Here is an 18345-nt window from a genome sequence, read left to right on the forward strand (position 1 = left end):
GGTATGTCGACAATTAAATTTCATCAGGATTTAAAAGTTTTTCAACAATCATTTGAAACAGCACAGCTGATTTATGAACTCTCAAAATCATTTCCAAAAGAAGAACTTTACTCCCTTACAGATCAGATAAGAAGATCATCAAGATCTGTAACAGCAAATATTAGCGAGGCCTGGGGAAAAAGAAAATATGAAAAATCCTTCATCGCTAAGCTTACAGATTCGGAAGGAGAAGCAAGAGAAACCCAAACATGGCTTCAGTTTGCCTTTGCCTGCAATTATATGAATGACGAGCAATACAATAATTTGCACAACAAATACAACCAAATAATAGGAATGTTAGTTAATATGATGAGCCAGTCAGAAAAATGGTGTTCATTTTCTTCAATGAATAAAGAAGAGAATAATTTGTAAAATGCTGTTCAGGCACTCAAACTCTAATACACTAACACTCTCAAACTTAATAAAAATGCAAACAACAGATACCGTATTAATGATAGAACCGATTGCATTCGGTTACAACGCAGAAACAGCGAAAAACAATTATTTCCAGGTAGAACAGACAGGTTCTGATATCCAGTCAAAAGCTTTGGCAGAGTTTAATACTTTTGTCGGAAAGCTGAGAGGGAAAGGAATCAATGTGATTACCATAAAAGACACTCCGGATCCGCATACTCCTGATTCTATTTTTCCCAATAACTGGGTAAGTTTCCATAAAGATGGAAAGGTGGTTTTATATCCGATGTTCGCTTCCAACAGAAGAGTGGAAAGAAGGGAAGATATTATTGAAACCATCGAAGCTCAGGGATTTGAAGTAGCTGAAATTGATGACTGGTCATTTTCTGAAACTCAGGGACATTTTCTGGAAGGAACAGGAAGCATGATCTTCGATCATGATAATAAAATTGCGTATGGCTCTGTTTCTCTGAGACTGGATGAAAAACTGTTTAGAGAATTCTGTACCAAATACGGATTCACTCCGGTAGTTTTCCACTCATTTCAGACGGTAGGAGCGGAAAGGCTTCCTATCTACCACACCAATGTAATGATGTGTGTGGCGGATCAATTTGTCGTAATCTGTCTTGACTGTATCGACGATGAGCTTGAAAGAGAAAAAGTAGTGGAAACTATTAAGGGCTCGGGAAAAGAAATCATCGAGATCTCGGAAGAACAGATGCAGCAGTTTGCGGGAAACATGCTTCAGGTTCAGAACAAAGAGGGTGAGAAATTTTTGGTGATGAGCCAGACCGCTTACCAGTCTCTCACTCCAGAACAGGTAGCCGCCATTGAAAAATACTGTGAAATTATCTATTCAGACCTGAATACCATTGAAGTAAATGGTGGAGGAAGCGCAAGATGTATGCTTGCTGAGGTTTTTCTTCCAAAAAAATAATATATTTACCAAAAAAATTAATTGAACCCATTATCAGGTAAAGGTTTACATATTCTTCTGACTTTGGAAACAGAGTCAGAAGATTTGTTATTAGACAGCAAAGGTTTTCTGATGTTTACAGAAGATATTCTGAAAACTAAAGATGTAGAAATTGTAGGAGTAACCAATCATATTTTTGAAAATGAGAGTTTTACTTCCGCAGTCATTCTGAAAGAGTCACATCTTTGTATCCACACGTGGCCGGAATTTAAACAGCTTACCTTTGATGTATTCCTTTGTAATTATACTCAGGACAATACCCAGAAAGTAGAGCAGATTGCAGATGAGGTGGTTCAGTATTTTAAAGCTAATACCATTCAAAAACACAAAATTTACAGATAAAAATGTACTATGTCTGCCCAGCATGCGAATCAGAAAATAAATTAGATCTCACCTTTCCTGTTGAAGAATATGTTTGCGGTACCTGTTCTTATCTCATTGATGTTGCCGGAAACAAAAAAATTAAACATCTGAAAGTCCCTACGGAAAATGTTGTTTTAGATGTTGGACAAAAAGGAAGAATCGGAGAGGTAGAATATACTGTTGCTGCCATTATCGTCAGGAAATATGGTTCCAGTATTTTCTGGCGCGAATATTATTTAAAAGACAGTAAAGGAAATGATGCTTTCCTGAGTGAAAGTGACGGGCATTGGGTTTTCCTGATTCCTATAGATGCTGATGATTTTAAAAGTAAAGATTCAGCATTCCCAACCTATCTCGGGCGAACCTATCGATGGTACGAAAACTCTCAATGCAGTATTGAAGCCGCAGCTGGTTTTTTTGATGAGCATCTGGATTTCAGTATTGCTACCTACAAAGAATATGTCAACGGAACCCGTATGATCTCTCAGGAGAAGACCAGCAGGAAAAGCCAGTATTTCTATGGAGTCCACATTTCAAAATATGAAGTAAAGAAAGCTTTTAAAATAACTAACCTGCCGTATTATACAGGAATAGGGATCGTTCAGCCTTATTATTTCGATATCAGACAGGCTGTAAACATCTTTTGTGTGGCGGCATTAATGATTTGTTTGCTTCAAATGTATGTTTACACTTCAAGAGCCAACGAAACCGTTTTTGCAGAGACCATCAATTTTGCAGATGTAAAAGATAAAGAATTGGTCAGCAAAAGCTTTACCCTTTCCGGAGGTTCGGCCCCATTAAAAGTGAATGCTTTTTCAGGTGTTGATAATTCCTGGGCGAATGTTCAGCTAAGCCTTGTGAATGAGAATACCAATGAAATCATCTACACCTCCAAAGATATTGAACAGTATCATGGTTACGAAGATGGAGAAAGCTGGTCAGAAGGGAGCCAGTCTGAAGATTTTAACCTGTGTGGGGTAGGCTCCGGAAAATATCATTTCATTATTTCAGCTGAAAAAGAAGGAGGCTTGCCGTCATTTTCAGGCCTTACATCGTCCGATTCAAAGGTCATGATATCACGGGATAAATCAGGAACAATTGAGGTTACTGACATATTCAAGGTACAGACCAAGACTTTTACAGACGGGCAGACGCTGGAAAAAGATACCTCGGAAGTAACCAGACTTGCTAAAGCATCGTTCGGAACTCAAAAGCTGGATTCCCTGATTAATTCTGAAGCACTTAAACTTTCCACAGACCCCATTTCAAGCAATACCTATGTACAGCTCAAAGCAACTTGGCTTCCCGTTTCATTCTGGAACTTTGGCTTCATTTTATTCATAATGATTGTACTCTTTGTCGCGATGTGGATAGGAAGACATTTCTTTAATGTGAATAAATGGAAAAATAGTTCAAACACCCCATATGCCACATCATGATAACTAATATTTTACATTACATAAGACAAAACTGGATACTCTGTTTAATCGGAGGGTTTTTCATGACCTGGTTTGTATACCTTACCTATCAGGGAAATCAGGTCTGCGACTGTGCCAAAACGGAAATATACCGCGACGGAACTACAAGAAGTCATTCCAGAGTAGGATTCTACAGATATTATCACAAATAAAAATATAAAACTATGGACAACATCAATTTCTTACCCATACTAAACTCGGTTCTTTACTCATTTTTAGGAATTGCCATTTTGCTTGCATGTTATTTCATTATTGAAAAACTGACTCCTGAAAAAACATGGCACGAGATCGCCCAGAATAAAAATATAGCAATTGCTATTGTCTTCGGGGCATTTATTATCGGAATTTCAATGATTATAAGCGCTGCAATTCATGGATAAGAAGAGGATTCCTCTTGAGCTGCTTTTATTGTTTTCAGTATTCGTCATTGCTACATGTGGACTGATTTATGAGCTGGTGGCCGGAGCGCTGGCAAGCTATCTTTTAGGAGACTCTGTAAAGCAGTTTTCTTTCATTATCGGAGTATACCTGTTCTCAATGGGAGTGGGGTCCTACCTTGCAAAATTCATCAAAGGAAATCTTATTGATAAATTCATTGAGATCGAAATCCTTGTAGGAATTGTAGGCGGAATCAGCTCTGTTGTGCTGTTTATTCTGTTTAATACGCTCGCCCATTTTGAAAGTGTTTTATACCTTTTCGTCTTTTTCACGGGATGTCTGGTTGGGGTGGAAATCCCGCTTCTGATGAATATTTTAAAAGACAGGGTGCAGTTTAAAGATTTAGTTTCAAATGTCTTTGCATTCGATTATATCGGAGCATTACTGGCATCTATTCTGTTTCCATTGGTTTTGATTCCGAAGCTGGGAATTGTCAAAACCCCTTTGTTTTTCGGATTGATTAATATTTCCATTGCGATATTCCTGTGCTATTATCTTACAAAGGAATTATCAAAGCCACTATCGCTCAAAGTAAAATCTCTTGCAGCATTTGCATTTCTTTTAGGACTTTTCATTTTCTCAGATACTATTTTATCCTATTCAGAAGAAAAATTATATGGTGAAAATGTAGTGTATACCAAAAGCTCTCCTTATCAGAGAATTGTTTTAACTAGAAACACTCATGAATTCCGTTTATATTTAAATAACAACCTGCAGTTTTCATCCATAGACGAATACCGTTATCATGAGGCTTTGGTACATCCTGCAATGTCGATGGCAAAAAATATAGATAATGTCCTGATTCTTGGAGGCGGTGATGGTTTTGCAGCAAGAGAAGTATTAAAATATAAAGATGTTAAAAAAGTAACACTTGTAGATCTTGACGGAGAGATGACCCAGTTTTTCAAAACCAATGAAACCATGCGCAGACTGAATCAAAGTTCTTTCTCCAATCCTAAAGTGGAAGTGATCAATAAAGATGCTTACATCTGGGTAAAAGAGAACAAAAAGAAGTTTGATGTCATTATCATAGACTTTCCGGATCCGTCCAATTACAGCCTCGGAAAACTTTATTCCTTACAGTTTTATAAAGAACTGGAGAGATTGACAACTCTTGATACCAAGATTGTAGTTCAGACCACCTCTCCGTATTTTGCCCCGAAATCTTTCTGGTGTATCGAAAAAACAATCCATCAGATTTTTCCTTTTACAGCAGCATATCACACTTACGTTCCGTCTTTTGGGGAATGGGGATTTTCTATGGCTTCATTTGAACCCGTCAACAACAGGATCTACAGAAAGCTGCCTGGCTTAAAATATTATGATTACAACTTTTCACAGATGTCTTATTTCAATAAAGATATGAAGGTGAAAGACGTAGAAGTTAACCGTCTGGATAACCAGATATTAGTCCGATATTTCGATGAAGAGTGGGGGAAAGTACAGTAGAAAAGATTTTCTCACAACTATATTTTTAGGTAGTCTTATGCTTCCCTTTTTGCAGTATTGCGGAAAGAAAGTTAAAGCTTTGCTGCTGAAGGTCACCGGAACGAATCATGTCTTAGGGCATATGCTTTGGGCAAAAGATTTTCCACAGTTTTCAGAAGTTATCCACACTAAATATCTTATTGTCGGGGGCGGAATCTCTGGTCTTTCGGCGTGTAGATCCTTCAGCCAGCATAATGAAAGTGATTATCTTCTTCTGGAAATGGAAAATCATCTTGGCGGCAATTCCTCCAATGGAGAGAACTCATTTTCAAAATTTCCTTTGGGCGCCCATTATTTACCGTTACCGAACAAAGAAAATACAGAAATCATCAACTTCCTGAAAGAATGTAAAATCTGCCTGGGAGCAGAAGAAAACGGAGAACCTGTTCTTGATGAATACCAAATGACATTTCCACAGCAGGAAAGATTATTTTATAAAAATTCCTGGCAGAACGATATTGTTCCCCAAAGAGGAATTTCAGCACAAACTCAGCAGGAGCTTACCCGCTTTTTTAAGCTGATGGATGAGTTCCGTGTAAAGAAGGATGCGGAGGGAAAATATTGGTTTGCTATTCCCGTACATGATTCCAGCAGAGAAGATGAGGTTTTAAAGCTTGAAAAGGTAATTTTTAAAGATTGGCTGACAGAAAACAACTACCGGTCTGAAGAGCTTCTATGGCTTCTGGATTATTCCTGCAGAGATGATTTCGGATTAGGAATAGACTACGTTTCTGCATGGGCAGGAATACATTATTTTGCCGGAAGAAAGAATAACTGGAGCACAATATATAAAGATCAGGTATTCACATGGCCGGAAGGAAATGCAAGACTGGCAAAACATCTTTCAAAATTCACCGAGGGAAAACATGTGCCGGGAAATCTGGTTTTTGATGTAAAAATCAATGATAAAGTTGAGGTATTAAGTTTTGATAATACCCAAAAGAAAACCAAGAAGATCATTGCCGATAAAGTACTGTTTGCCACACCGCAGTTTGTGAATGAGAGAATTTTTAATCATAAAAAAGCATCTTCCTTTCATTATGTGCCCTGGCTTTTAACCACCATTACGCTGAAAAATGAATTCGGAGGAGATGAAGAGCTGGCTTGGGATAATGTGATCTACGGTTCTTCAGGATTGGGGTATATTTTTGATCAGCATCAGAATCTCAACCAGATTATCGGTGAAAAGGTGATTACTCATTATAAAAGTTTTTCAACTTCAGACTGTAGAAAAGCAAGGAAAAAGCTCTATGGCATGAAGGAATCTGAACTGAAAGATTTAGTTTTGGATGATCTGAAGAAAGCACATCCGCTGATAGAAGATTTCATTCTGGAAATGCAGTTTCATAAAATAGGGCATGCGATGATCGCTCCTGTTCCTAACCAGATTTTTGGAGAAGAAACCAGAAAAGCAAAAGAACCGATAGAAAGTAAAATTTTCTTTGCCCATTCCGATCTTTCAGGAATCTCTATTTTTGAAGAAGCTTTCTATCAGGGGCTCCGGACTGCAGAACAAATGATGTAAAATAATACTATGAAACAGCCGTGGATACATAATGCAAAAACAGACTGGTGGTTTATTTTATCACCACCTTTTCTGGTGCTGCTGATTATCTTTCTTTTTCAGAAACAGATTCAGACACTGGAAAATCATTATTCCTTTTACACATGGCTTTTCCTGATTGTTTTTGTTGATGTTGCCCACGTTTATTCCACTCTGTTTAAAACCTATTTTGTAAAAGGAGAGGTACAGAGAAATAAGCTGCTGTATCTGGGAATTCCTGTTTTGAGCTTGATCTTGGGAATGATCCTGTTCCAGTTGGGTAGTCTGATCTTCTGGTCAGTACTGGCATTGATTGCCGTTTTTCATTTTATAAGGCAGCAGTACGGCTTTATGAGGATCTATGCCCGTTTTGAACCGAACAACTGGAGTAAAAAAATAGATGAGATTGCTGTTTACTCCGCGACTGTTTATCCGATGTTGTATTGGTTTAAAACACCCCGAGCCTTTACATGGTTTGTAAACAATGAGTTTGACTGGCTTCAGAATCTTCCGGATTACATTCCTTTACTTACTGCAATCTACTTTGCAATCCTGATCATTTGGCTTTTTAAAACTGCTTTTGAAGCTTTTAAATCCAAACGGATTAATATTCCTAAAACAGTGTTGATCGCCGGAACTTTTCTTTCCTGGTATTTTGGAATTATTTACTTCAACAATGATCTTCTGTTTACTTTTCTGAATGTAGTTTCTCACGGGATTCCCTATATAGCATTGATTTATATCCGGGAAATAAAGCAAAAAGAAAATCAGCAGCTGAACCGGATGCAGATTTTTAAATCCTTTTCAGGAATATTCCTATTTGTTGGAGTCATTTTATCGTTTGCCTTTCTCGAAGAATTTTTGTGGGAAACGCTTATCTGGAATGAGCACTTTTCCCTGAATATGATGGTCTCAGAAAATCTCTTTCAGTTTCTGGTTCCTTTATTGGTTGTTCCGCAGCTTACTCATTATCTTCTGGATGGCTTTATTTGGAGAAAACCGAAAAAAGTTAATTAACTTTGTCCGGAACGTTTAAAATCTGAAAATGAGACAATATTTTCTGTCATTAGCAATCTTTCTTGGAATGATTGCAGGGGCTCAGCAGAAAACATTCTGTAATCCTATCAATATTGATTATGGTTATACACCCTTCGAAGTTTTTTCAAAACAGGGAAAGCACCGTGCTACAGCGGATCCGGTAATTGTCAATTTTAAAAATAAACTTTTCCTTTTCTCTACCAACCAGGAAGGGTACTGGTACAGTGATGATATGCTGGACTGGAAGTTTGTAAAAAGGAAATTTCTCAGAGACAACAAATATATCCACGATCTTAATGCTCCGGCAGTTTGGGCCATGAAAGATACTTTATATGTGTATGGCTCAACCTGGGAACAGGATTTTCCGATCTGGAAAAGTACCAACCCAACCAAAGATGACTGGAAAATTGCAGTGGATACTTTAAAAGTAGGAGCATGGGATCCGGCATTCCATTATGATGAAGATAAAAATAAACTGTATCTGTACTGGGGTTCAAGTAATGAATGGCCGCTGCTGGGAACAGAAGTAAAAGTGAAAAACCTGCAGTCTGAAGGTTTCGTAAAACCTATTATTAAGCTAAAACCTGAAGATCATGGTTGGGAAAGGTTTGGGGAATACAATGATAATGTTTTTCTTCAGCCTTTTGTAGAAGGAGCATGGATGACGAAGCATAACGGGAAATATTATATGCAGTATGGCGCTCCGGCAACAGAATTCAGTGGGTATTCTGACGGAGTGTATGTGAGTAAAAATCCTTTGGAAGGTTTCGAATATCAGCAGCATAATCCGTTCTCTTATAAACCGGGTGGATTTGCCAGAGGCGCGGGTCACGGAGCTACTTTTGAAGACAATTATAAAAACTGGTGGCACATTTCAACCATATTTATTTCTACTAAAAATAATTTTGAAAGAAGACTGGGAATCTGGCCGGCAGGTTTTGATAAAGATGATGTAATGTACTGTAATACAGCTTATGGTGATTATCCTACATACCTTCCGCAGTATGCACAAGGCAAAGATTTTACGAAAGGCCTTTTTGCCGGATGGATGCTGCTGAATTACAATAAACCGGTTCAGGTTTCATCTACTTTAGGTGGATATCAGCCTAACTATGCGGTAGATGAGGATATCAAAACGTATTGGAGTGCTAAAACAGGAAATGCCGGGGAATGGTTCCAGACAGATCTTGGTGAAGTTTCTACGATCAATGCCATTCAGATCAATTACGCGGATCAGGATGCTGAGTTCATGGGGAAAACCCTTGGAAAAATGCATCAGTATAAAATCTACGGTTCTAATGATGGTAAGAAATGGAATGTGATTGTGGATAAAAGCAAAAACACTAAAGATGTTCCTCACGACTATGTTGAGTTGGAAAATCCGGCAAAAGCCCGTTTCCTTAAAATGGAAAACCTGAAAATGCCTACCGGAAAATTTGCATTAAGCGGTTTCAGAGTGTTTGGAAAAGGAGCAGGGAAACAGCCTTCAAAGGTTGAGGGATTTGTGCCTTTAAGAGCTGACCCTAAGAAATATGGTGAAAGAAGGAGTATCTGGATGAAATGGCAGCAGAATCCTGATGCAGACGGCTATGTAATCTATTTTGGAAAATCTCCTGATAAATTGTACGGAAGCATTATGGTATACGGGAAAAATGAATATTTCTTTACAGGAGCAGACAGAACGGACGCCTACTATTTCCAGATTGAAGCTTTCAATGCCAATGGGGTTTCGGTAAGGACAGCCGTTGCAAAATCTGAATAAATACAATTAAATTATAAAAGAATGACACGTTTTGAAGAATCAGAACGTGTTATTTTTTGTCAATTTCTTTAATGAAGGTTTTAATTTTATCAATAAGAAATAGATCATTTGGATGTTTATCCCAATCCAGATGTCCTCCATTGAATTGATAAGATTCATGGATGATATGATTGGCTATCAAGGCTGAATCCAGTCTTTTTTCCTGTGTAGAAGGAACTACACGATCCGAACTTCCATAGTAAGACAAAGTAGGAGGGGAATCACTTTTTATCCATTTCACAGGGCTGGCAAAATCGATCTTTGATATTCCGGTTTTAATTGTTTCAGGATCCACAAGTCTGCTTTCCACAAAAGAATACTCCTGATAATTTTTGAAACCCGGATCAGAGAGGTCTGCCGGGCCAACAATATTAATTACAGCTTTTACTTTTTTATCTGCATCAAACTTGTAGGCATACAGCATCGATAAATGGGCTCCGGCGCTATTTCCTAATATGATGAGCTTAGGGTTGTATCTGAGTTTCTTCTTTAAAAAGGCTGTAACTGCTTTGATGTCATTCATCTGATTAGGCAGTCCGTAGTTTGTTTCTGAAGCCAGTTTGTAATTCATGTTAACGAAAACATGATCAGGAAATCTCTTCATCATGGATAGAGTAAAGAATGTCAGCTGTGATTTATTTCCGCTGCGCCAGCCTCCACCATGAATCATAATAAAAACATCCTTTTCTTTACTCGTTTTTGTATCGGGAATATAGAGATCCATAACCTGCCCTGAGCTGTTTCCATAATGGATATTTTCCTCCTTATCAAAGCCGATATCTTTACCTAGTTTGACCTTTTTTTCTCCACAGCTTATCCATAAAAAGAGCAGGGTAGGGAAAAGTACAATAATCCTTATATTTTTTTTCATAGTGATTAAATATAAAAAAATCCGCTGAAAAGAATCAGCGGATACCGTAAGAATAATTGAATATGAAGAAAGATAATCTTTATCTGGTTCTGCTTTTAATAGCATCAGAAGCGCCTTCAATATCTCTTACCTTTTTCACTTTCTGGTTTCCGAAATTGTAGGTAAGGCTTACCGTTAAGCTTCTGTTGTAGCGGTTTTGGTGGATGTAATTGTAATTTCCGTTTTCCTGGAAATCTTCAATTTTAACGATGTTGGTATTCAGAATATCATTTACATTGACAGCAAAAGTCCAGTCGTTCCACATTTTCTTAAGGCTGAGGTCTAAGCTCATTAAGTTTTTCAAAGAGCCAAGCTCAATCTGCTGCTTGTCGACAAAGAAGTAATTAACGCCGAAGAACCATGTTTTCTTTTTATCAAGACGGATGGTGTTGTTGGTCTGAATCAAAAGGCTGGTAGAATTCGTTTTATTGGTGTAGGTAATAAAATTTCCGTTAGGTCCTTTATCATTCTTAAACCGGTCTCCGGTAGTAGGATCAGTATCAAGACTTCCATTGTTGATGTTATGCTGCACCCCGATATTAAAGTTGGTCGTCCAGTATTGTTTGAAAAACGACTTCTGAATACCTACCATGGCAGACATTTCCTGCTTGTTCCCAAAATTGGTTCTGATGTATCTCAATGCAGGATTATCTCCGATCTTACCATCCGGCGATACCGGATAACCCTGTAACGGAACCTGTGTAATGACGTCCTGAATGTAAGAATGGTTTAAAATCAAAAAATAGGAATTTCTGTACATGTAAGTAAGTTCCTGATTGTAGGTAGAGGAAGCCTTTACAAACGGGTCATTCTGAGTGTAATTATCTTCTGTCAGGATGTTTCTTACCGGATTAAGTTCCCAGAAGCTCGGTCTTCTCATTCTGCTTGAGAAAGAGTATGAAATATTGTTTTTATCATTAATCGCATAATTCAGGCTCAGATAAGGAAGAATGTTGTTATAGTTTCGTTCAATCCTTTTAAGTGCGTCCGTAGGTGCATTGTCTGAAGTTCCCAAACTGTTTGTGATCTCGTATCTGGTACCTACTTTTCCGGAAAGTTTATCAGAAATCTTTTTCTCTACGGTAACATACATTCCATAGATATTTTCATCATAAATAAAATGATTGGGTCTTGAATCCGGAGCAGTTAGGGGATTAAAGGAATAAGTAATGTTTTTAGAATCGTTGTCTGTTTTGGTTTTGTTATAGTTTCCTCCTATAGAAACTGTAAAATCATTTTTAAACTTCTGAATATAATCTACCATTCCGGAGAAGTTATTAATGATTTGAGGAAGATTCTGAAGTACCTGTGTAGTTCTTGCTCCTACAGTTCTGTTAATGTCCGAAGTGAAGGTCTGATTATCAGTAAACTGGAATCTCCTATAATTAAGGTAAGCGGCATTTACATTCAGTTTACTGCCAAGTGAGTCTGTTTTTAATTCATAATTCAAATTGACGGAATTGTTGTAGGACCTTGAATCTTCTTTGTTTTTGGACCATGTATATTCCGTATCTGTTTTTTTTATGGTATTAAATAAATCTACCGTTGAATTATAGCTTTTATTGGCCCAGGTGTTCCATGATAGGGCAAGGTTGCTTTTATCGTTAAGCTGATAATCGATGTTCAGATAACCTCCGATATTTTTGTTCGGATCATCAATATCACCTGTAGATTCATTGGATGTTTTGGCAGTACCGTTTCTTAAAGTATACGTTTGTGCTTCAATATTCTCACCGCCGCTAAGACTTGCACTTACTCCAAGTTTGCCTTTTCTGTAATTGGCTGAGAAACTCGCCTGACTTCCGTTATATTTGTTGGTGGTATTAGACATTCTCATGTTTCCGTTGAGACCGTCGCTCATTTTTTTCTTTAAAATGATATTGATGATCCCGTCTGATGATTCTACCTGATATTCGCTTCCCGGTACGGTAATCACCTCAATTTTCTGGATATTTTCTGCTGGAGTATTTTTCAGGAACTGAGCCAGAGACTCGGAATCCATATTGCTTTTTCTTCCGTTGATATAGATCAGCGCATTATTTTTTCCTGCGATTTTCAATGTTTTATCATCCGTAGAAGATAATAAAGGGGTTTGCTTCAGAAGGTCAAAAGTAGTATTTCCTTTAGCAACAGGAGATGCTGCTACATCATATACAAAACGGTCGCTTTGCTTTTTAAAAACCTGTTTTGTGATGGTTACCCCTTCTATATTTTTTGTTTTTGCCGTATCAGATTTCTTCTCCTGTGCTAATGCGCAAGTACCAAATACGATAGCCATTGACAAAATTATACGTTTCATGTTTGTTTATTTAAGAGTGGATTTAGTGAAATAAGTTTTTATAGATTAGGTTCTTGATTTTACAGCATCATTAGCTGATTTCATTTCCCTTGCTTTTTTCAGTTTCTGATTTCCGAAATTGTAGGTAACCCCTATACTCATAAGTCTTGGATAGTTGAAGTTGGTGATATTGTTATATTTTCCATTGGGCTGCACCCCTTTAATGCTGTAAAAGCTTTGGTTAAATAAATCACTTACTTCCGCTACAATAGTCCAGTCGCCAATGATTTTTTTCACATTGAAATCAAAGCTTTGTCTGGCTGCTATCATGCCACCTTCCATGGCCGTCTGGCTGGCAAAAAAGTAATTCACTCCCAGGAACCAGTCTTTTTTGGATGAAAGCCTGATAACATTATTGATGGTAGCGGACATATTATAATTTTTGACATTGATGATATAAGGCTCTACTACTTCAGTTTCTCCGGGTGCTGGCATAGACGTTGGATCTTCCCACACCCCTCCAGTATACGTAACGTATCCTAAGTTCACCGAATAATTAGTTGTCCAGATTTCTTTAAACCATGATTTGTTCATTCCAAGTGTTAATGCAAGCTCTCTGTTTTTTCCGTAATTGGTTCTGATGTATCTTAAAAACCGGGTTGTTTCTGTAATGGCATTACCACTACCGTCGTATATAATATTACCGTTGGCATCTCTTTTCGGAGCTGTAACAGTTCCCTGTAACGGAATGAGATCTGAAGCTGCTGCGTCTTCTACCATATTAAAACTAAGATTGGCATAAAATGCATTTTTATACATATAGTTCAGCTCCTGATTGTAAAACTTGGCTGCCAGTATAAAAGGATTGTTTTGTGTATAATTGGTAGGAGTAAAATATGTTCTCGAAGGATTCAGTTCCCAGAATCTTGGTCTTCTGATTCTGCTGGAAAAAGTATAGCTTAGATTATGATCTGAATTGATTGCATAATTTAAATTCAGATAAGGCAGAATATTATTATAATTTCTTTCGAATCCTGTCTTTCCAAGGATATCTCCTGTACTTCTCGTCATTTCATAACGGGCTCCTATTTTTCCGGATAACTTCTCAGTAAGCTTTCTTTCATAGTTCAGATAAATCCCCAGAATATTTTCTTTGTAAATAAAATGATTGGTTTGATTGGGATCTATTACAAATTCTCCGTTTTTCAATTTGTCCTGCTGGGTGTCATTGTCTGTATTGGTATGATTATAACTTACTCCCATCAGCCATGTGGCACCTTTCGCTGTTTTTTTCAGATAGTCAATATTGGCAGCGTAGTTGTTGATGATTTGGGGGACAGATTGATGAAGAGCTGAATAATTATTTTCCGGATTATTATCCAATGGAAAACTTTCATTGAAACTCACCTTATCTCTGTTAAACCACAAGTAAGAAACATTCGAGGTAAGCTTACTTCCCAGAGAATCTGTTTTCATCTCATAATTCAGGTTAAATGAATGGTTTCTCGTTTGTGCATCCTCATGATTGACGGTTCTGTTATTTAAAACTCCATTCTGCCAGTTGGTAATATCCAGTACAGAATTAAAACTTTTATTGTATCTCATGTTGTAGGAGAATCCAAGACTGTGCTTTTTATTGATCTCATAATCAATATTGAAGCCGCCACCTAGAGTTTTATTAGGATCATCATTAAATCCATAGGATTCATTTCTGAACGTTGGATCCCCGTTAGACAATGTATATCTTTGTCTGTCTGTCCAGCTTCCTGTTCTGAAATTAGAGTTACCGGACCATTTACCTTGTCTGAAATTAAAAGAGGCACCTGCATTAGGGTTATTGTAATAAGCCTGCTCGTTCTGCATTTTCAGTGTTCCATTGTAGCCATTGTTTTTGCTTTTTTTCATCACAATATTGATCACCCCTTCTTTAGATTCAACCTGGAATTCGCTTCCGGGAACGGTAATCACCTCAATTTTCTGAATATCCTCGGATGGAGTGGATTTCAGCATTTCGATCAATGCCTCAGAATCCATATTGGTTTTCTTATTGTTGATATAAATTATGGCATCATTTTTTCCCAAAATCTTCAGTGTTTTTCCGTCAATGCTGGAAATCATAGGCGTTTGCTTCAAAAGATTAAAGGTATTGGTTCCTTTAGCAATAGATGAAGAAGCCACATCATATACCAGACGGTCACCTTGTTTTTTGAAAACCTGCTTCTTGATATTCACTGCATCAATAGCATTTACTTTCAAACTGTCTTTTTTCTGCTGGGCAGTTACAAGTCCGCCGAAAAATAGTGCTGCAATAAGAATTTGAGTTTTCATGATATTATTTTTTAATTAATAGCTTGTATGGTTTGTTATTTAACATTACAAAGATATATAATAAATTAAGTATTATGCAATACAAAGTACTTAAAAATATTTTTAATTTATTGTAATCAATTGATTATCAGTTATTAAAAATTTAGTTAAAAATATTGATTGTTTGACCTTTCTGTGTAATAAGACAAATGAAAGATGTTAAATGTTACATCAAATGAAAAAATATTGAAGAATTTTTTGAAAAAAGATAACCGACATTGGAGCTTATTCATATAGTTTAGGAATTAAAAACACTTGCTAAACGAGGTTTGTAATGACCATAAAAATAAAAAGGACCGAAAGGTCCTTTGATTATTCTTATTATATTATTTATTCTCTATCGAATCGTGCCAGTTTTTTATCTACCCAAACCGTTGCAAAAGGGAAAAATGCTGATAATAAGGCAAAAACAAAATCTTCATCATCCCAGGCATAAATTTTTCTGGCGGGCAGACAGAGTAAAAGGTAAAGGGTAAAAAATAATCCATGTAAACTGCCAATAACACTGATAAAGATGATAGAATATACATTTTCATCATATCGTATCCAGATCATCGCCACGCAGTACAGTAAAAGACATGAAAGTGCTTCTGCAAGACAAATCTGCTTAAACCATTTGATAATTTTTTCCTGAGGATATTTTGAGAATATTTTTCCGATAAAATTCATTTCTTTATTATGAGCTGAGTGTTAAAAGAAGGGTATTTCTTCCTGTATGTTCTCATTTCTGAACTGCAAAATTACTTATAAAAACTGCTACCATCCAAATATTCAAAAACTTCAGGAGGAAGCATAGGTCTTACATTTTTACCATCCCTCATCATATTGCGGATTTCTGTGGCAGAAAGTTCTATTACAGGTGCTTTTATCATAGAGATATTGTCATGTTGTAAATATTCTGAGTCTTTCTTTTCTCCTTCAAACACTCTGGGATAAACAATAATATGATGATTGTTGATCAGAATATCAGAATTTTTCCATTTGTGAAGACTTTTCAGATTATCTTCTCCCATGATTAGGCTGAAAGAATAATTTGGATATTTTTCATGAAGATACGTTAAAGTATCAATAGTATAACTTGGCTTTGGAAGAGAAAATTCCACATTGGAAGCCCTCATATTGGGATAATTCTTTACTGCCAGCTGTACCATATCAAGCCTGTTATGGTCATTCAGTAAAGATTTTTTGTCCTTGAATGGGTTTTGCGGGCTTACCACAAACCAAAGCTCATCCATATCAGAATTTTCCAGAATATAATTGGCCAGAATAAGATGTCCGATATGAATAGGATTGAATGATCCGAAAAATAAACCGATTTTTTTCATTTTTTGTTAGGTAATAGGTAGTAGATGCCAGGTAGCAGGTTACAGTAGTTTAAAATATCAATATTTTGATCAGAATTTTATCTTTGTGCAGGCTTTTATTACCTGCAACCTAAATCCTGCAACCTTCTTACTGCCTAAATTTCACATCCTTAATATTAAGATAATGGGTTACATTGCCTTTCCAGTGATTTTCTTCCAGGGTGAAAGCAAGATCAAAATTTTTATTTTTAAAATCTTCTACAAACTGACCAAGCTTGAACCCTACACATTCAATATTCCTGCCCGTAGACTCCTGCTTGATATAAAACTTCAGGTGATTGTTATCTTTTCCCATGGTTTTTACATATCCTGAAAGCTTCTGATTGGTCAGTGTAAAAATAGGTTTCATGTTATGAGGCCCGAATGGAGCCAGTTTTCTGTGAAAATTGATAAACTCTCTGTTGATCTCATCAATTTTAATTTCTGTATCAATGGTAATGGAAGGTTCTTTTTGATGTTCCTGGATTTTCTCAGAAACAATTCTTTCAAATTTTTCCTTAAAAGCAGCAAATTTATCTTTCTCCATTGACAAGCCGGCAGCCGCATGATGGCCCCCGAATTTAAGGAAATATTCAGAACACATATCAAGAGCTTCATGTACATCAAAATCAGAAACTGATCTTGCAGAAGCAACCATTTCACCATTATTCCCATCGGTAAATACCAGTGTAGGTTTATAATAGGTTTCAATAAGTCTTGAGGCTACAATACCAATGACTCCTTTATTCCATTCAGGATGGTAAACGATAGTCGTATGTTTGGTTTCCTGCTGGGATTCTATAATCTGATTCAGGGCAGAAAGTGTGGAATTCATATCCAGTTCACGTCTCTCATCATTGAGATTCATGATGTCATTTACAATCTGGTTGGCATGTTTCAGGTTATCGGAAACCATAAGTTCCACAGCAGCTTTACCATGAGAAATCCTTCCCGCGGCATTAATTTTAGGCGCTATTTCAAAAACAATATTGGAAATTTCAAAATGAGAAAGCTTATCTTCAGGAATCAACAGTCTCAAACCTAGATTGCGGGTCTTTCTAAGCGTTTTTAAGCCCATCTTAGCCAGAACCCTGTTTTCTCCTGTCATAGATACGATGTCCGCAGCAATAGAAATAGCCAGAAGATCTGTAAGCTCAAACAGTTCGGCTTCCGGTAACTTATAAATGGTATTAAGTCCCTGGCAAAGCTTGAAACCAACGCCACATCCAGAAAGCTCTTTGAAAGGATATCGGCAGTCACTCCTTTTAGGGTCAAGTACAGCTGCAGCATTGGGAATTTCCTCACCGGGAAGGTGATGATCACAGATAATAAAGTCTATGCCGAGATGGGTGGCATAGTTGATCATATCAAGGGCTTTGATTCCACAGTCCAGGGCAATGATTAATGAAAAACCATTCTCTTTGGCAAAATCAATTCCTTCTGTGGAAATTCCGTAGCCTTCAGAATTCCTATCCGGAATATAGTAGTCCAGATATCTTTTCTCAACAATCTTGCTGAGATAAAGATACATCAGCGCAACTGCTGTGGTTCCGTCCACATCATAGTCACCATATACCAGTATTTTTTCACCATTTTCAATGGCGGTGGCAATACGCTCTACAGCTTTTTGCATATCTGCCATTAAAAACGGATTGTGGATATCGTTAAGATTCGGTTTGAAGAATTCTCTGGCCTTTTGATAATTGTCAATTCCCCTTAGAACGAGGATTTTAGATTCAAAAGTACCAAAACCAAGTGACGAACTTAGTCTGTCCACAACTTCCTCATCGGGTTCGGGCTTGTAAATCCATTTTTGACTCATTTCACAAAAATAAGGAAAAAAAATAGCATTCTGAAATGAACCGGAGT

Annotated in this window: 16 protein-coding genes; 10 read left to right on the forward strand and 6 right to left on the reverse strand. The window is 37.1% G+C overall.

Going from position 1 to position 18345, the window contains the following annotated elements; all coding sequences use genetic code 11:
• Nucleotides 1-3: 3 nt before the first annotated feature.
• The 10 genes from CRS_RS17975 to CRS_RS18020 are packed head-to-tail and all read left to right on the forward strand — an operon-like array spanning nucleotide 4 to nucleotide 9539.
• The gene (locus CRS_RS17975) at nucleotides 4-411 is read left to right on the forward strand and encodes a four helix bundle protein (RefSeq protein WP_172617104.1); all 408 of its coding nucleotides are present in this window, start codon (nucleotides 4-6) and stop codon (nucleotides 409-411) included.
• Between the two features lie 55 nt (nucleotides 412-466).
• A complete protein-coding gene (gene ctlX / locus CRS_RS17980) occupies nucleotides 467-1390 on the forward strand; it encodes a citrulline utilization hydrolase CtlX (protein ID WP_142725353.1) in 924 nt (307 codons plus the stop codon).
• Nucleotides 1391-1411: 21 nt separating this feature from the next.
• A complete protein-coding gene (locus CRS_RS17985) occupies nucleotides 1412-1771 on the forward strand; it encodes an S-adenosylmethionine decarboxylase family protein (RefSeq protein WP_142725354.1) in 360 nt (119 codons plus the stop codon).
• A gap of 2 nt (nucleotides 1772-1773) precedes the next feature.
• Nucleotides 1774-3231 carry a DUF4178 domain-containing protein gene (locus CRS_RS17990; RefSeq protein ID WP_142725355.1) on the forward strand — a complete coding sequence of 486 codons (1458 nt, stop codon included), beginning with the start codon at nucleotides 1774-1776 and terminating at the stop codon, nucleotides 3229-3231.
• Complete coding sequence (locus CRS_RS17995) at nucleotides 3228-3422, forward strand: hypothetical protein (protein ID WP_172617105.1); 195 nt, start codon at nucleotides 3228-3230, stop codon at nucleotides 3420-3422. The genes CRS_RS17990 and CRS_RS17995 overlap by 4 nt, the downstream gene beginning before the upstream one ends.
• Before the next feature lie 12 nt (nucleotides 3423-3434).
• Nucleotides 3435-3650: a DUF350 domain-containing protein gene (locus tag CRS_RS18000; RefSeq protein ID WP_142725356.1), complete on the forward strand. Its 216-nt coding sequence runs from the start codon at nucleotides 3435-3437 to the stop codon at nucleotides 3648-3650.
• On the forward strand, nucleotides 3643-5157 hold the full coding sequence (locus CRS_RS18005) for a polyamine aminopropyltransferase (protein WP_142725357.1): 1515 nt from the start codon (nucleotides 3643-3645) through the stop codon (nucleotides 5155-5157). The genes CRS_RS18000 and CRS_RS18005 overlap by 8 nt, the downstream gene beginning before the upstream one ends.
• A 37-nt stretch (nucleotides 5158-5194) precedes the next feature.
• Entirely contained in the window at nucleotides 5195-6721 is a 1527-nt protein-coding gene (locus CRS_RS18010) for an NAD(P)/FAD-dependent oxidoreductase (RefSeq protein ID WP_228451289.1), read from the forward strand.
• Between the two features lie 9 nt (nucleotides 6722-6730).
• Nucleotides 6731-7756, forward strand: a complete 1026-nt coding sequence (locus tag CRS_RS18015) for a hypothetical protein (RefSeq protein WP_142725359.1) — start codon at nucleotides 6731-6733, stop codon at nucleotides 7754-7756.
• A gap of 28 nt (nucleotides 7757-7784) precedes the next feature.
• Entirely contained in the window at nucleotides 7785-9539 is a 1755-nt protein-coding gene (locus CRS_RS18020; protein WP_142725360.1) for a discoidin domain-containing protein, read from the forward strand.
• Nucleotides 9540-9588: 49 nt separating this feature from the next.
• Here the strand turns inward: CRS_RS18020 and CRS_RS18025 are convergent, their stop codons facing one another.
• The 6 genes from CRS_RS18025 to recJ all read right to left on the reverse strand — a co-directional run bounded on the left by CRS_RS18025 (nucleotide 9589) and on the right by recJ (nucleotide 18298).
• Nucleotides 9589-10449, reverse strand: a complete 861-nt coding sequence (locus tag CRS_RS18025) for an alpha/beta hydrolase (RefSeq protein WP_142725361.1) — start codon at nucleotides 10447-10449, stop codon at nucleotides 9589-9591.
• Nucleotides 10450-10528: 79 nt separating this feature from the next.
• A complete protein-coding gene (locus CRS_RS18030; RefSeq protein ID WP_142725362.1) occupies nucleotides 10529-12787 on the reverse strand; it encodes a TonB-dependent receptor domain-containing protein in 2259 nt (752 codons plus the stop codon).
• A gap of 45 nt (nucleotides 12788-12832) precedes the next feature.
• Nucleotides 12833-15094 (reverse strand): outer membrane beta-barrel family protein, encoded by a 2262-nt coding sequence (locus CRS_RS18035; protein WP_142725363.1) that lies wholly within the window; start codon nucleotides 15092-15094, stop codon nucleotides 12833-12835.
• 369 nt (nucleotides 15095-15463) lie between these two features.
• On the reverse strand, nucleotides 15464-15802 hold the full coding sequence (locus CRS_RS18040; RefSeq protein WP_142725364.1) for a DUF3817 domain-containing protein: 339 nt from the start codon (nucleotides 15800-15802) through the stop codon (nucleotides 15464-15466).
• Nucleotides 15803-15873: 71 nt separating this feature from the next.
• The gene (nadD, locus tag CRS_RS18045) at nucleotides 15874-16458 is read right to left on the reverse strand and encodes a nicotinate (nicotinamide) nucleotide adenylyltransferase (protein ID WP_142725365.1); all 585 of its coding nucleotides are present in this window, start codon (nucleotides 16456-16458) and stop codon (nucleotides 15874-15876) included.
• Nucleotides 16459-16585: 127 nt separating this feature from the next.
• A complete protein-coding gene (recJ, locus tag CRS_RS18050) occupies nucleotides 16586-18298 on the reverse strand; it encodes a single-stranded-DNA-specific exonuclease RecJ (RefSeq protein ID WP_142725366.1) in 1713 nt (570 codons plus the stop codon).
• Nucleotides 18299-18345 lie beyond the last annotated feature (47 nt).

This window comes from Chryseobacterium sp. ON_d1, assembly GCF_006829085.1.
GTDB lineage: Bacteria > Bacteroidota > Bacteroidia > Flavobacteriales > Weeksellaceae > Chryseobacterium.